The 15,355-nt window shown below is 61.3% G+C and carries 13 protein-coding genes; 9 read left to right on the plus strand and 4 right to left on the minus strand.

Annotated features, from left to right (window positions below; translation table 11 throughout):
- Window positions 1-51 precede the first annotated feature (51 nt).
- The 5 genes from GGQ66_RS19995 to GGQ66_RS20015 all read left to right on the plus strand — a co-directional run bounded on the left by GGQ66_RS19995 (window position 52) and on the right by GGQ66_RS20015 (window position 4,401).
- Window positions 52-417: a cupin domain-containing protein gene (locus GGQ66_RS19995; RefSeq protein ID WP_183794967.1), complete on the plus strand. Its 366-nt coding sequence runs from the start codon at window positions 52-54 to the stop codon at window positions 415-417.
- 59 nt (window positions 418-476) lie between these two features.
- The gene (locus GGQ66_RS20000) at window positions 477-1,529 is read left to right on the plus strand and encodes an ABC transporter substrate-binding protein (protein WP_183794969.1); all 1,053 of its coding nucleotides are present in this window, start codon (window positions 477-479) and stop codon (window positions 1,527-1,529) included.
- Window positions 1,530-1,632: 103 nt separating this feature from the next.
- Window positions 1,633-2,730: an ABC transporter ATP-binding protein gene (locus tag GGQ66_RS20005; RefSeq protein ID WP_183794971.1), complete on the plus strand. Its 1,098-nt coding sequence runs from the start codon at window positions 1,633-1,635 to the stop codon at window positions 2,728-2,730.
- Window positions 2,727-3,593 (plus strand): ABC transporter permease, encoded by an 867-nt coding sequence (locus GGQ66_RS20010; RefSeq protein WP_183794973.1) that lies wholly within the window; start codon window positions 2,727-2,729, stop codon window positions 3,591-3,593. The genes GGQ66_RS20005 and GGQ66_RS20010 overlap by 4 nt, the downstream gene beginning before the upstream one ends.
- Window position 3,594: 1 nt before the next feature.
- Entirely contained in the window at window positions 3,595-4,401 is an 807-nt protein-coding gene (locus GGQ66_RS20015) for an ABC transporter permease (RefSeq protein WP_183794975.1), read from the plus strand.
- Window positions 4,402-4,537: 136 nt separating this feature from the next.
- Here GGQ66_RS20015 and GGQ66_RS20020 read toward each other — a convergent pair whose 3' ends face one another.
- The 3 genes from GGQ66_RS20020 to xylF form a co-directional block, all read right to left on the minus strand.
- The gene (locus tag GGQ66_RS20020; protein ID WP_183794977.1) at window positions 4,538-5,710 is read right to left on the minus strand and encodes a sugar ABC transporter permease; all 1,173 of its coding nucleotides are present in this window, start codon (window positions 5,708-5,710) and stop codon (window positions 4,538-4,540) included.
- Window positions 5,711-5,723: 13 nt separating this feature from the next.
- Entirely contained in the window at window positions 5,724-7,256 is a 1,533-nt protein-coding gene (locus GGQ66_RS20025) for a xylose ABC transporter ATP-binding protein (RefSeq protein WP_183794979.1), read from the minus strand.
- Between the two features lie 72 nt (window positions 7,257-7,328).
- Window positions 7,329-8,339 carry a D-xylose ABC transporter substrate-binding protein gene (xylF, locus tag GGQ66_RS20030; protein ID WP_183794981.1) on the minus strand — a complete coding sequence of 337 codons (1,011 nt, stop codon included), beginning with the start codon at window positions 8,337-8,339 and terminating at the stop codon, window positions 7,329-7,331.
- Window positions 8,340-8,743: 404 nt separating this feature from the next.
- Here xylF and GGQ66_RS20035 point away from each other — a divergent pair, with 404 nt between their 5' ends.
- Genes GGQ66_RS20035 through xylA form a run of 3 tightly spaced genes read left to right on the plus strand, consistent with a single transcriptional unit; the run spans window position 8,744 to window position 12,580 of the window.
- Complete coding sequence (locus GGQ66_RS20035; RefSeq protein WP_183794983.1) at window positions 8,744-9,778, plus strand: LacI family DNA-binding transcriptional regulator; 1,035 nt, start codon at window positions 8,744-8,746, stop codon at window positions 9,776-9,778.
- Window positions 9,775-11,229 (plus strand): xylulokinase, encoded by a 1,455-nt coding sequence (xylB, locus tag GGQ66_RS20040; protein ID WP_183794985.1) that lies wholly within the window; start codon window positions 9,775-9,777, stop codon window positions 11,227-11,229. The genes GGQ66_RS20035 and xylB overlap by 4 nt, the downstream gene beginning before the upstream one ends.
- Before the next feature lie 40 nt (window positions 11,230-11,269).
- Window positions 11,270-12,580 carry a xylose isomerase gene (xylA, locus tag GGQ66_RS20045; RefSeq protein WP_183794987.1) on the plus strand — a complete coding sequence of 437 codons (1,311 nt, stop codon included), beginning with the start codon at window positions 11,270-11,272 and terminating at the stop codon, window positions 12,578-12,580.
- Between the two features lie 15 nt (window positions 12,581-12,595).
- On the opposite strand, the gene GGQ66_RS20050 is transcribed toward xylA, so the two are convergent.
- Window positions 12,596-13,627 carry a LacI family DNA-binding transcriptional regulator gene (locus GGQ66_RS20050; protein ID WP_183795014.1) on the minus strand — a complete coding sequence of 344 codons (1,032 nt, stop codon included), beginning with the start codon at window positions 13,625-13,627 and terminating at the stop codon, window positions 12,596-12,598.
- A 166-nt stretch (window positions 13,628-13,793) separates the two neighbouring features.
- Between GGQ66_RS20050 and GGQ66_RS20055 the strand changes: the two genes are divergently transcribed.
- Window positions 13,794-15,314, plus strand: coding sequence for a sugar ABC transporter ATP-binding protein (locus GGQ66_RS20055; protein WP_183794989.1), 1,521 nt, complete (start codon window positions 13,794-13,796; stop codon window positions 15,312-15,314).
- The last annotated feature ends 41 nt before the right edge of the window (window positions 15,315-15,355 follow it).

The raw sequence follows: 15,355 nt of genomic DNA on the forward strand, positions 1-15,355 counted from the left end.
CAGGACAAGAAGCAAATCCTTTCAACGCAAGCAGCAAAGGAAAGACTGAACATGAGTGACAATTCATTCGGGATCGACCCGCTGAACCCGGGCGAACCGATTGCCGGTGGACCGGCACCGGAACTGATCATCGAAGGCAACCCCTCCGATCTGACCTGGCTTTTCGACCGCACACCCGACGGAAAGGTGGAAACCGGCGTCTGGGAAGTGGCGCCCGGAACCTGGACCTTCACGGCCCCGACCTGGGAATTCATGTCCATCGTCTCCGGACATTCTGAACTCACCGAGGTCGGTTCATCCGAAACCACCGTCCTGAAGGCCGGCTCGATTTTCGTGATGCGTCCCGGCCTGCAGGTCGTGTGGCGTGTCGTCGAAACGACCCGAAAGGTCTGGGTGACCTACGACCCCGCCGCCTGAGCGTTGTTCAGCCTACCCACTGAATCCATGCAAGCAACCTTCGATAAAAGGAGCAAAAAATGAAAATTGGGGAACGTACCAGCATTTACGCCGCGCTTTTGGGAATGCTGCTTTCGAGCGGCACCGCCCATGCGGAAGGCACATTGAACCTGCTGACCTGGGAAGGCTATGCCGATCCCTCCTATGTCACGCAGTTCGAAAAGGAAACCGGCTGCAAGGTGAACGCCACCTATGTCGGTTCGAACGACGACTTCGCACCGAAGCTGATGGCCGGCGGTGGGGTCTATGACCTGATCACGCCTTCGCTCGACACCACGAAGCTGATGATCGACCTCGATCTCGTCGAGCCCATCGATACCGCCAAAATCGCCGAATGGAACAATATCTACCCGAACTTGAGGGCGCTCGAAAACATCCGCAAGGGCGATGATGTCTACGGCATGCCCTATACGTGGGGTGCGATCATCATGATGTATCGCACCGACGCGTTCAAGACGCCGCCGACTTCGATCAGCGATCTGTGGAACCCGGAACTCAAGGGCAAGATTTCCATCTGGGACGACAAGTCCTCCATCTATCTCGCCGCTCGCAAGAATGGCGACATGAATATCTACAATCTGAGCGACGAGCAGATCGCCGCCGCCCGGAAGGCGCTGGAGGAGCAGAAGCCGCTGGTTCGCAAATACTGGACCACGGCGGGCGAATTGGTCGATCTCTACAAATCGGGCGAGATTGTCCTGTCCAACACCTGGGCCGGCAACATGGCGAGCATCCTGAAGCGCGAAGGCATTCCGATGACGGAATTCATTCCGAAGGAGGGCGCGGAAGGCTGGGTGGACATCTGGATGATGGTCAAGGGCACCCCGAACACGGATTGCGCCTACAAGTATCTCAACATGCAGCTTTCCGCCGTCGGCCAATGCGCGATTTCGCAAATCAACACGAATTCCGTCGCCAACCCCGTCGCAGCCAAGACCTGCATGACGCCGGAACGGTTTGCCGAACTGCACCAGGATGACCCGACCTACCTCGACAAGCTGATGGTCTGGCAGTCGCTGGGCGATCGATACGAGGCTTACGCCAACGCTTGGAACGCCGTGAAGGCGCAATGAACGAACGCTCCCTGACCCTTTGCCGGGCTATCGGGGAGCCGGTTTGAAAAGCACCGTTACCGTGTTGGGAGGGCACGGGACCGGGCATTGAGAGGCGGGCACAATGGCCACCATCATAGAACTTGACCATATTTCCAAACAATACGGACCGGACATTCTGGGCGTCGACGACATTTCGTTGAACGTCGAAGATGGCGAGTTCGTCACCCTGCTCGGTCCGTCCGGCTGCGGAAAGTCCACCTTGCTGCGTATGATCGGCGGTTTCGAGGAACCCACCGGCGGGTGTATTCGTCTGGCGGGCGAAGATGTGACCTTTTCGCCGCCGTACCGGCGCGCCGTGAACATGGTGTTTCAGGATTACGCGCTCTTTCCGCACATGACGGTGGGCGACAATGTGGCCTACGGGCTGAAACTCATGGGATGCAGCCCGCGCGAGATCGACACGCGCGTCTTCGACGCCCTGCATCTCGTGGGCCTTTACGACAAGCTCAAACTGTATCCGCATCAACTCTCAGGTGGCCAGCGCCAGCGGATCGCGCTGGCAAGGGCCATCGTCAGGCGGCCCAAGGTTCTGCTTCTCGACGAGCCGCTTTCGGCGCTCGACGCCAAGCTGCGCGAGCAGATGCAGACGGAACTCAAGCAGTTGCAGGAAAAGGTCGGCATCACCTTCATCATGGTCACCCACGACCAGACGGAAGCGCTGGTCATGTCGGACCGCATCGTCGTGATGGAAAAGGGCCGCATCGCCCAGGAGGGGACCCCGCAGCAACTCTACGACCATCCCGCTTCGCGCTATGTCGCGAACTTCATCGGCACCACGACCTTCTTGCCGGGCGTCACCGAAAGCATCTCCGACGGCACGACACGGATTGCCATCGGCGGCGGCGCGCTCGACGCGGTCGCGGATATCGCCCTACCGGTCGGAGAGGCGGTGACCATCGGCCTTCGTCCCGAAAAGGTGCGGCTGCTCGAGGAAGGGGAAGCGTCCACGAACACGCTCTCCGGCAAGATATGCGAGGTCATCTATTACGGTCTCGGCCTGCGGCTTGGCATCGAGCTTGCGGGGGGAGCGCGGCTTTACGCGGACAAGCTTCTGCCGGACACGCTGTCGCGTTCGCATGTTCCTCCGCTCGGGCAACCGGTCAGGCTTGCCGTGCAGCCGCACAATGTCTTCGTCTTTCCCGGCGAGGTGGAGGCATGAGACATTTCTACCGCAACATTCCCGCAGTGCTCGTTCTCGGCATTCCGTTCGTCTGGGTCGTGCTCTTCATGCTCATCCCCTACGGCGTCATCGCCACCTACTCTTTCTGGGAAAAGAAGTATCCGGTCTTCATCCCGGCTTTCCAGTGGGGCAACTACCAGATGCTGCTCGCCGATCCGCAGTACATCAAGGTTCTCCTGCGGACCGCGAAAATCTCCATCCTCGTATCCATCGCCTCTTTCCTGATTGCCTACCCCTTCGCCTATTACCTGGTCTATCGCTGCCGTTCCGCCAGGGTCAGGACGTGGCTTTACATGGCAGTCGTCGCGCCGCTGTGGATCAGCTATCTCCTGCGCGCCTATGTCTGGAAAACGATCCTCGGGACCGAAGGCGTTCTCAACTCCTTCCTCATATGGACCGGACTGGTCGATACGCCGTCGCCCATCTTTCTCTACAACCAGTTCTCGATGGTCGTGACGCTGACCTACATCTTCATCCCGTTCATGGTGATGCCGATCTACACGGCGCTGGAGAAGATCCCGAAAAACCTGATCGAGGCCTCGGCGGATCTTGGCCTTGGCCCATGGCGCACCCTGATGAAGGTGACGCTGCCGATGTCACTGCCGGGCGTGGTCGCAGGCTTCACGCTGACGTTCTGCCTCTCCTTCGGCGATTTCGTTGCGCCGTTTCTCGTTGGCGGTCCGGACGGCAACCTCATCGCCAATGTCATCACCACGCAATTCGGCTCGGCGTTGAACTGGCCGCTCGGTTCGGCTTTGTCGATCGTCATGCTCATCGTCGTGCTGACTATCATATCCCTCAGCGACCGTTTCGAACGGCGCGGCACCGCGGGAGGCCACTGACATGACCGCCAATCCCTATCAGGCGTCACGCTATGCGGCCGACGCGGCCTTCATGACCTTCATCGCGGCCGTGATGGCATTCCTCTATGTTCCGATCTGGGTGCTGATCGCCTTTTCCTTCAACAGTTCCCGCTCCCTGAGCTGGCCGCCGACGGGCTTTACGCTGGACTGGTATGCGAAGCTTGCGACCAATGACGGTCTGCACGCGGCAATCCGGAACAGCTTTTACGTTGCCACCGGCGCGACGATCCTGACGCTTCTGATCGGTGTGCCCGCGGCGTTGGCGATCCACAAGTTCGATTTTCCGGGAAAGACGCTGTTTCGCCGTCTTATCCTGCTGCCGATCACGCTTCCAGGCATCGTTACGGGTATTTCGATGCTGAATGTCTCGAAACTCATCAACGTGCCGCTCTCGCTGGAAACGGTGATCGCCGGCCATGCGACGGCGCTGATCGGTGTCGTGGTCACGCAGGTCTATGCGCGGTTGCAGCGTCTGCCCGGATCGCTTGATGAGGCGGCTCTCGATCTTGGCGCCGGCCCCTGGCGCAGCTTCTTCGATATAACCTTGCCCAATATCCGTTCGGCGATCATCAGTGCAGGACTGTTGTCCTTTGTCCTGAGTTTCGACGAAATCCCGGTCACCTACTTCCTGACGGGGCGGGACAACACCTTGCCGATGTACATCTATTCCACTTTGCGGCGTGGCATTACGCCGGAAATCAACGCGGTCGGTACGATCATCGTACTGATCTCGTTCGTGCTGATCTGTATTTCGGTTATGGGCACCAAGGAAAGAGATCAGAAGTGATGTGAAAAGAAAGCCGGCAGGCCTTGTCTTGACGAGGCCTGCCGCTCCGAGCGATCATGGGACCGTTCCACACCCACTCGACCCGGTGAGACAGCCCTAGGCTGCTCCCGCGCCAAGCAGATTGCAGTTTTTGACTTCAGGCTCTCTTGTTGCCCGAAGAAACGATATCGAGATAGACGGCCAGCACGAGGATCATGCCCTTGATGATCTGCTGCCAGAACGTATCGACGCCAAGCATCGACATGCCGTTGTCGAGGCTTGCCATGATGAGTGCCCCCACCAGCGCGCCGATCACCGAGCCGACGCCGCCGCGCATCGAGGTACCGCCGATGAAGCAGGATGCGATGGCGTCCAGTTCGCCGCCGAAGCCGGCCGAAGGTGTGCCGGCGGCCAGACGGGCGGTGGTGGCGAGACCGGCAAAGGCGGCCATCAGGCCCATCAGCCCGAACACGAGCATCTTCACCAGATTGACATTGACGCCCGACAGGCGGGTCGCCTCGGCATTCGAACCGACGGCATAGACATAGCGGCCAAACACCGTGCCCTTCGCCATGACGGTGAAGAGGCCGAGAACGACGAGAAGCACCAGAACGGGGACGGGAATACCCTGATAGGAATTCAGTACCAGCACGAAGCCGAGCACCAGCGCGCCGATAGCGGCCAGACGCGCGACCTCCGCCACCGGCGTGGCCACCGGCAGGTTGTGTTTCGTCCGTTTGCCGCGCGTGAGCAGGGCCATGGCGACGAGCAGCACGAAGAGGCCGATGGCGCAGGCATTGCCGAGCCAGCCCGGCAGGTAACCCTGACCGAGATATTTGAACCCGGGTGAGACCGGGGAAATGGTGATGCCGCCCGTCAGCCCCAGAACCGCGCCTCGAAACGCAAGCTGGCCGCCCAGCGTGACGATGAAGGAAGGAATGCCGAGATAAGCCGTCAGCCAGCCGTTGAAGAGGCCGAGAACCGCGCCGAGCAGAAGCACGGTTGCAATCGTGCCCGCCAGTGGCCAGCCGAGGACCACATCGAGAATGGCTGCAACGCCGCCCAGAAGTCCGAGCAGCGAGCCGACGGACAGGTCGATCTCGCCGGCAACGATGACGAACACCATCGCCGCCGCCAGCATGCCGGTAATCGCCATCTGTCGCAGCAGGTTGGAAAAGTTGCGCGCCGTCAGGAAGCCGGAGGTTCCCGTATCGGCGTCATAGGTGAGAATTCCGAACAGAGCCCAGATCAGCGCCACCACCACCAGTAGTGCCACGATCTTGTTTTCCGAGAGAAACTTGCGGAAGCTCTTGCCGCCTGTAGTCGTCATGCGTTCCGTCCTTTCATGCCGCCCGCGAACCCTGGCCGATGGCGGCGGCAAGCACCTGTTCCTGGCTCAGGTTTTCGTTGACGAAATTGCCGCGCAGCTCACCTTCGCCGATCACCAGAACCCGGTCGGAAATGCCGAGCACTTCAGGCATTTCCGATGACACCATGAGGACGGCGACGCCCGTCTTGGCGAGGGCGAAGATCAGCTTGTAGATTTCGTATTTCGCCCCGACATCGACGCCGCGGGTCGGTTCGTCGAGGATCAGCACCCGCGGTTCGGGCAGCATCATCTTGGCCAGCACCGCCTTTTGCTGGTTGCCGCCGGAAAGCGAGGCGATCGGCAGCATGGGATCGGCTGTCTTGATCTTCAGGCGGATGATTTCCTGCTGGATGGCGGCCAGTTCGTCCTCTTCCTTCACCAGGCCGAGGCCGGCGAAACGGTTCAGCACCGAAACCGTCATGTTGTGGCCGACGCCGACGATGGGCAGGATACCGTCGCGCTTGCGGTCTTCCGGCACCATGCAGATGCCGGCGCGAACCGCATCGCGCGGCGAGCGGATTTTCAGTTCCTTGCCTTCGAGCGAGACCGTGCCCTCATACGCGCCGCGATAGGCGCCGAACAGGGTGGAGACGAGTTCCGTGCGTCCGGCGCCGACCAGCCCGGCAATGCCGAGAATTTCGCCCCGTCGCAGTTCGAAGGAAACGTTGTTGACCACCTTGCGATTGGGGTTGGTCACATCCCAGCAGGAAATGTTGCGGGCGTCGAGAATGACCTCGCCGATCGCATGTTCTTCGCGGGGGAAAAGGTTCTTCATCTCGCGGCCCACCATCATGGTAATGATGGCGTCCGTGGTCAGTTCGGCCATCGGCCGGGTGCCGATATGCGTGCCGTCACGAATGACAGTCACCGTGTCGGCGATCTCGGCCACTTCGTCCAGCTTGTGGGAAATGTAGACGCAGGCCATGCCGCGCGCCTTGAACTGCTTTATGAGGTTCAGCAGCGTGCGCGTTTCGGCGGCCGTCAGTGCCGAGGTCGGCTCGTCGAGAATGAGCAGGCGCGCGTTCTTGTTCAGCGCCTTGGCGATCTCGATCAACTGTTGCTTGCCGCCCGAATAATTGTAGACCGGCAGGGCCGGATTGATGTCGTGAATATCGAGCTGGGCCAGCAGCTCCGTCGCCCGCGCATTCATGGCATCGTAATCGATGAAGCCGTGCGAGGTGATCTCCGAGCCGAGAAAGATGTTCTCGGCCACAGAAAGATGCGGCACCATCATCAGTTCCTGGTGGATGATGACGATCCCGGCCTTTTCGGTTTCGCGGATCGAGGTTGCCTTCAGTTCCTGTCCGTCCCAGACAATTTTGCCCTCCCAGGTGCCATAGGGATAGACGGCGGACAGCACCTTCATGAGGGTGGACTTGCCCGCGCCGTTCTCGCCGCAAAGGCCGACGCATTCTCCCGCTCGTACCTTGAGGTGAATGCCATCCAGCGCCTTAACCCCGTTAAAGCTCTTGGAAATGCCGGTCATTTCGAGAAGATAGTCGGACATGGCAAACTCTTGAACGTCAGGACGATGACATTGCCCCGGCGCGGCGGTGGCCGGGCCGGGGCAATGCGGCGCTTACTTCAGGCCGATCTGTTCCTTGGTGTAGAAACCGTCCTTCACGTAGATGTCGACATTCTCCTTGGTGACGGCGGTCGGCGTCAGCAGAAGCGAGTCCACATCCTTGCTGCCGTTGTTGATCTTGGCGTTGAAGGCGGGCTTTTCGCCGCGCACCAGTTCCACCGTCAGCTTGGCGGCTTCCGAGGCGATCAGTTTCAGCGGCTTGTAGACGGTCATCGTCTGCGTGCCGTCGAGCAGGCGCTTGACGGCGGCCAGGTCAGAATCCTGACCGGAAACGACCGTCTTGCCGGCAAGGCCCTGGGCGGCCAGCGCCTGGATGGCGCCGCCTGCGGTACCGTCATTCGAGGCGACCACGGCGTCGATCTTGTTCTGGGCGGCGGTCAGCGCGTTTTCCATGATCGAGAGCGCTTCGGTCGGGCTCCATTCCTTGACCCACTGCGAGCCGACGATCTTCACCTTGCCGGAATCGATGGCGGGCTTCAGGGCCTTTTCCTGGCCGGCGCGCAGATATTTGGCGTTGTTGTCGGTCGGCGAGCCGCCGAGCAGGTAATAATTGCCCTCCGGCTTGACCTTCAGAAGCCCTTCGGCCTGCATGAAGCCGACGCGCTCGTTGTCGAAGGAAATATAGGCATCGACATCGGCGTTGAGGATCAGGCGGTCATAGGACAGGACCTTGATGCCGGATGCCTTGGCATCGGCCACCACGGCATCGAACACCTTGGAGTTCATCGGCACGATCACGATGGCATCGACGCCCTGCGCGATCAGGTTTTCCACCTGCTTGACCTGCTTTTCCTCGTTGCCATCCGCCGATTGAACGTTGACCTTGGCGCCCAGCTTTTCGGCCGCGGCAATGAAATAGTCGCGGTCGCGCGCCCAGCGCTCCACGCGCAGGTCATCGATGGAGAAGCCGATGACCGGCTTTTCCGGCGACGCATTGGCCGAGGTTGCGAAAACACCCATGACGAGGCCAAGGGCCGCGCCGGCAAGAAGTTTCATGGCTTTCATTTCTTCCTCCACTTGTGACACTGCTGCCGGCCCCGCCGGCATGCGCATTCAACGCGCGCATCCTTCTCGGACGCGCCTGTTGCGAAAGCCGGCGGCTGCCGTGATCCGCGCTTGCGTTGCCTCCTCTGCGACGCCTCCACGTCGCAGCGAACCCGTGCCGTCCCTCCAAAAGACCGCCTGTTCGCTCTTTACGAGCAATTGATACGCGAGCCCGGATTTAATTCAAGCAGATTTTGACGTACGTACATCAAAATTCTGATTTACGTACGTCAAAAATGGACTTATGGTCGGCCCACACTCCCATGCCGCCAGTGCAGACTGCGGCGGAGAAAACCGGACCACGTTTTGACAGGGCCGCCGCGCTGGTTTCGCGGAGGGATTTTCTGTGCGAGTGAGGGGGAAGAATGAAGCCGACCGTTCACGATCTGGCGGAAGCTGCGGGCGTCAGTCTGGCGACGATCGACCGGGTGCTCAACGGCCGTTCTGGCGTGCGCGACAAGACGCGCAACCGGGTGCTGGAGGCCATGGACCGCATCGGCTACGTTCGCGATGTCGCCGCCGCCAATCTGGCGCGCCAGCGCTTCTATGATTTCGATTTCATCGTGCCCGTCAATGACAATGCCTTCATGCAGGCGCTGCGGGCGGAAATCGTCGCGGCGCAGGCGCGGGGCGGCTTCGAGCGGACGCGCATTCGCCTTATCGATGTGCCGGCTTTCGATGAGGAGGCGCTGGAAGGGGCGTTAGCCAGCGCACTGCAACGCAAGCCAGACGGCGTCGCCTTCGTGGCCATCGATTCCGACCGCATCGTGACGGCGGTTTCCTCCCTGCGCGACGAGGGCATCGGCGCCGTCACCATCGTCTCCGATCTCGCTGAACAGAGCCGCGACCACTATGTCGGCATCGACAACGTCGCTGCGGGGCGCTCTGCCGCCAGCCTGCTCGGGCGTTTCCTGACGGGGGTCGATGGCACCGTTGCCATCATGGCCGGTTCGCTCAGCGTGCGCGACCATCGCCAGCGGTTGGACGGGTTTCTGGCCGTCATGCAGAGCGAATTTCCGGCCCTTCGCGTACTGTCGCCGTTGCAGGGACGGGACGAGGCGCACACGGTCGAGCGTCTTCTGACAAAGCTGATGGAGGAGCGCGGCGACCTTCTCGGCCTCTACAGTCTGGGTGCCGGCAATGACGGTCTCGTCCGGGCCCTGTCGCAGGCCAGGGTTCCGCCACGTTTCGTCATCGCTCATGAACTGGACATCGCTACCAAGGGTGCGCTGCGGGACGGCACCATCGATGCCGTTCTTGCGCAGGATGCCGGGCATGAAATCCGCAGTGCCATCCGCGTCCTCACCGCCCATGCCGACCGCACGCCGATCATCGCAGCGCAGGAGCGCATTCGTATCGAAATCTATCTCCGGGACAATCTCCCGCAGGAGCAGCCATGACTTTTCTCGGACTGGACCTTGGAACCTCGGGCATCAAGGCGATGCTCATCGATAGTGATGGCGCCATTCTCGGCGAGGTCAGCACGCCGCTCTCCGTCTCGCGCCCGCATCACGGCTGGAGCGAAAAGAACCCGGCGGACTGGATCGCTGCCTGTTCTTCGGCCGTTGCAGCCCTTTCCGCCCGCAACAAGGCGGCATTCGCAAGGCTCTCGGGTATCGGGCTGTCCGGCCATATGCACGGCGCGACCCTGCTGGACAATGCGGATCGCGTGCTTCGCCCCTGCATCCTTTGGAACGATACCCGCAGCCATGCGGAAGCCGCTGCGCTCGATGCCGATCCCCGCTTTCGCGCCATTACAGGCAATATTGTCTTTCCCGGTTTCACCGCACCGAAGTTGGTCTGGGTAAAGCACAATGAGCCGGAGATTTTCGCGAAAGTGGCCACGGTTCTGCTGCCCAAGGATTATCTGCGCCTGTGGCTGACAGGGGAGCATGTGTCGGACATGTCGGATTCCGCCGGCACGAGCTGGCTCGACACCGGCAAGCGTGCCTGGTCGGATGAATTGCTGGCGGCAAGCGGCATGGAGCGTGCGCAGATGCCGCGCCTTGTCGAGGGTACGGCGGTTTCGGGACGGTTACGACCCGCGCTTGCCAGCGAATGGGGCGTTTCTCCCGGCGTGGTCGTAGCCGGTGGTGCCGGCGACAATGCCGCGTCGGCCTGCGGCATGGGTACGGTGCGCGCTGGCTCGGCCTTCGTTTCGCTCGGCACTTCCGGTGTACTGTTTGCGGCCAATGATACCTATCTGCCGCGCCCCGAAAGCGCGGTTCATGCCTTCTGCCATGCGGTGCCGGGCACTTGGCACCAGATGGGCGTTATCCTGTCCGCCACCGATGCGCTGAACTGGCATGCCGGGATCACGGGCCTGACCTCGGCGGAACTGACGGCGGAGCTTGGGCAACCCTTGCGCGCGCCGACCGGCGTGACGTTCCTGCCTTATCTCTCCGGCGAGCGCACGCCCCACAATGACGCGGCGATCCGCGGAGCCTTCATCGGTCTGGCCCATGAAAGCGACCGTGCGGCACTGACCCAGGCCGTGCTGGAAGGCGTGGGCTTTGCCATTCGCGACAATCTGGAAGCCTTGCGGCTGGCCGGCACCGAACTCAGCCGCGTGACAGCCGTCGGCGGTGGCGCACGATCGCATTACTGGCTTTCGTTGATTGCCACCATTCTTGGCATTCCGGTCGATCTGCCGGCGGCAGGCGATTTCGGTGCAGCCTTCGGCGCGGCCCGCCTCGGCCTCATCGCCGCCACGGATGCCGATCCGCTGGCGGTGCTGACCCCGCCGGCGATTGCCGAAACCTTTGAACCGCAGACAGCGCTGGCCGAGCCCTTCGCGGCCGCCTATCGCCGCTATCGCGCCCTTTATCCCGCCCTCGGCAAACTTGCCTGAGGCATTGACTTATCCGTTATTTTTCAAGGAGGAGAAAACTATGGCCAGCGGCTTTTTCGGCGATATTGCCCCCATCCGCTATGAAGGACCGGAAAGCGACAATCCGCTCGCGTTCCGTCACTACAATCCCGACGAGATCGTGGCGGGCAAGCGTCTTGAAGACCATCTGCGCTTTGCCGTTGCCTATTGGCACACCTTCGCCTGGGAGGGGAGCGATCCCTTCGGCGGGCGTACCTTTGACCGCCCCTGGTTCGCGGGCGATATGAACGCGGCGAAGCTGAAGGCCGATGTCGCCTTCGAATTCTTCCAGCTCCTCGGCGCGCCCTATTACTGCTTCCACGACGCCGATGTGCGTCCGGAAGGCGCAGACTTCGCTGAAAACACCCGCAATCTCGAAGCTATCGTCGATATTTTCGAGAAGAAGCAGGCCGAAACCGGCGTCAAGCTCCTCTGGGGGACCGCCAACCTGTTCTCCCACCGCCGTTACATGGCCGGTGCCGCCACCAATCCCGACCCGGACGTGTTCGCCTTCGCGGCGGCGACGGTGAAGACGTGCATCGACGCTACCAAGCGGCTGGGCGGCGAGAACTATGTGCTGTGGGGCGGCCGGGAAGGTTATGAGACATTGCTCAACACCGATCTGTCCCGCGAACTCGACCAGATGGGGCGTTTCCTGAACCTCGTCGTCGAATACAAGCACAAGATCGGCTTCAAGGGCACGATCCTGATCGAACCCAAGCCCCAAGAACCGACCAAGCACCAGTATGATTACGATGTGGCGACGGTCTATGGCTTCCTCAAGAAATATGGTCTCGAAAGGGAAGTGAAGGTCAATATCGAACAGGGCCATGCCATTCTGGCCGGGCACTCCTTCGAGCACGAACTGGCGCTTGCCCGCTCGCTCGGCATTTTCGGCTCCATCGACATGAACCGCAACGATTACCAGTCGGGCTGGGATACCGACCAGTTCCCCAACAACGTGCCGGAAATGGCGCTGGCCTTCTATCAGGTGCTCAAGGCCGGCGGCTTCACGACGGGCGGAACGAACTTCGACGCCAAGCTGCGCCGTCAGTCGCTCGATCCGCAGGATCTGCTGATCGGCCATATCGGCGGTATGGATGCCTGCGCCCGCGGCCTCAAGGCGGCGGCCCGCATGATTGCCGACGGCGCGCTCGAAAAGCCGCTGACCGACCGTTATGCCGGGTGGAGCGGCGCGCGCGGCAAGGCGCTTCTGAGCGGAGAAACTTCGCTTGAGGGCGTTGCCGATCTCGTTTTGCGCGAGAACATCAATCCGCAACCGAAGTCGGGCCGTCAGGAATACCTGGAAAACGTCGTCAATCGTTACGTCTGAGGGTGCAACGCCGCCTCAGCGCCCAGGCAGGGTGCGGGGCGGCGGACCGACCGAATTGCGGATGGCAAGGTCGGGTCGCAACAGGATTTCACTGTCCGGCGATGCATTGCCGGACAGAAGGCCGAACAGAAGGGCCATCGCCTGCTTGCCGATGGCCGATCGCGGCTGGCGAACCGTGGTCAAGGACGGGGAGATGAAGCTTGCATGCGGAATGTCATCGAAACCGGTTACGGAAAAATCGCGCGGCACGACATGGTTTCGCGCCTGCAGGCCCATCATGACGCCAATGGCGGTCTGGTCGTTCACGCAGAGAAACGCGGTCGGCAGCGCATCGGCGATAAACAGCCGTTCCAGCGCATGGCGGCCGCTTTCGAGCGTCCCGTCTCCCTCGACAATGATACGTCCCTCGCGCGGCACGCCCGCCGCATCGAGTGCCGCGTCATAACCCTGCCGGCGACGCATATGCGACAGTTTCGTGCGCGAATCGCCAATGAAGGCAATCCTGCGATGGCCTTCGGAGAGAAGAAGGTCGGCGATCTTGCGGGCGCCCTCGACATCATCGACGCCGACATAGGGCAGGCCGCCGTTGAACACGGGTTCGAAAACGGCGACCGCCGGCGGCAGGCGCGGCGTCATCGACTGATATTCGGAGGGCAGAAGGCCGGTGAAGAGGATCAGCCCCATCGCCTGGCTGGAATTGAGAAACTTCAGATATTCGGTGCTGCGCTGCGGTTCGTTCTGCGTATGGCCGATGAGAACGCCATAGCCCTGCGTGCGCGCCTCGTTTTCCAGCCCGACGAGAATGTTGGAGAAATTCGGGTCACTGATGTCCGGGGCGATGACCAGGATCATGTTCGACCGCCCGAGGCGCAGATTCCGCGCCATGGCATTGGCAGTATAGCCGGTAATGGCAATCGCCTTGTCCACCTTCAGGCGGGTGGAGTTCGCTACCTTTTCCGGCGTGTGGATCGCCCGTGACACGGTTGCGATCGACACGTCCGCAAGACGGGCGACGTCTTCGATGGTTGCCGGTGAGGCGACTGGCATGGGTTGTTCTGTCATGGGGCTATCTTCGCCGTGACACTACACGGACTTGTGTTCACGTCAACGAGAGCAGCAGCCGATTACGCCAATAGTCACGATGTAAACCTTTACATGGCAAATGTAAAGGTTTACATTGCCTTCAAGCGATGGAGGTCGCGGGGAGGAAATCATGCTTGACGAAGCTGCTGGCGAGCAACCGATCGTGCTTGCCGCGTCGCGAATCTGCAAGTCGTTCAATGGCGTGCAGGTTCTTTTCAGTGTCGACTTTGAGCTGAGGTGTGGCGAGGTCCATGCCTTGATGGGCGAGAACGGAGCCGGCAAGTCGACACTCATCAAGGTTCTGTCCGGCTTCGAACAGCCAACCACGGGTGAAATCCGCCTTGATGGTCAGTCTGTCGTGCTGCCGCCAAATGGCGATGCCGAGCGGCTGGGTATCGTCGTCATCCACCAGGAATTCAATCTGGCCGATCATCTCACGGTGTCCGAAAGCCTGTTCCTCGGCCGCGAGGTGACGCGGTTCGGCATTCTCGACCGTCGCTTCATGCGGGCCGAAACGCGGCGGGTTCTCGACATGCTCGGCGCGCATATCGATGTCGACGCCATGATCGGCTCGCTGTCGGTGGCCGACAAGCAGATGGTGGAGATCGCCAAGGCGATCAGCCGCGACGCGCGTGTCGTGATCATGGACGAGCCGACGGCGGTTCTTTCCGCGGCGGAAACCGCCTCGCTGTTTGCGCAGGTGCGCAACCTGAAGAAAAAGGGCACGAGCTTCGTCTTCGTCTCCCACAAGCTGGACGAGGTGATGGCGATCACCGACCGGGTGACGGTGTTGCGCGACGGCCACTGGATCAAGACGGCCCCGACGGCCCTTCTCGACGGCGAATCCATCGCGCAGTTAATGGTCGGGCGCGAGCTTGCGAGCCTTTATCCCAAGAAATGCGAGCCGGATGTGGATGCCGATCTGGTGCTCGATGTGCGCCATCTGTCGACCGGCTACGTGCAGGATGCGAGCTTCGATCTGAAGCGCGGCGAGGTACTCGGCTTTTCCGGCATCATCGGGTCTGGGCGCACCGAGCTGGCGGAGGCGATTGCCGGGCTTCGCCCCCGTCTTTCGGGCATGGTCTTGATCAATGGCGATGAGGTCGCGGGCGATGTCGCTGCGCTCAACCGGGCCGGCCTCGTCTACATGACCAAGGATCGCAAGGGGCGCGGGCTTCTGCTCGGCTCCGGCATGGCCGTCAATCTCACACTGCAATCGCTCGAGCGGCATGTGCGCCACGGCTATCTTGATAAGGCCAGCGAAACCGAGGCGCTGAAGCGGGCGCGGCGGCGCTTCGATATTCGCGTGCGCGACGATGGCGTGCCGGCCGCGCGTATGTCGGGCGGTAACCAGCAGAAGCTGCTGCTGGCCAAGATCATGGAAACCGAGCCGCGCATCGTCATCATCGACGAGCCGACGCGCGGCATCGATGTCGGCACCAAGCAACAGATTTACCACTTCATTTCCGCGCTGGCGCAGGAAGGCTGCTCGATCATCGTCATCTCCTCGGAAATGCAGGAGATCATTGGCCTTTGCACCCGTGTCGCGGTGATGCGTGAGGGTCATATCGTCGGCATGCTCGAAGGGGAGGAAATCTCCGAGCAGGAGATCGTGCGTTATGCGGCGGGGCTGAAACGCAAGGCGGCGTAAGCGCGCTGGCGGACGCTTCGGGCGCCGGGACAGGGATAGAC

Origin of the sequence: Allorhizobium borbori (assembly GCF_014196535.1) — a bacterium.
In the GTDB taxonomy this organism is placed as follows: domain Bacteria; phylum Pseudomonadota; class Alphaproteobacteria; order Rhizobiales; family Rhizobiaceae; genus Ectorhizobium; species Ectorhizobium borbori.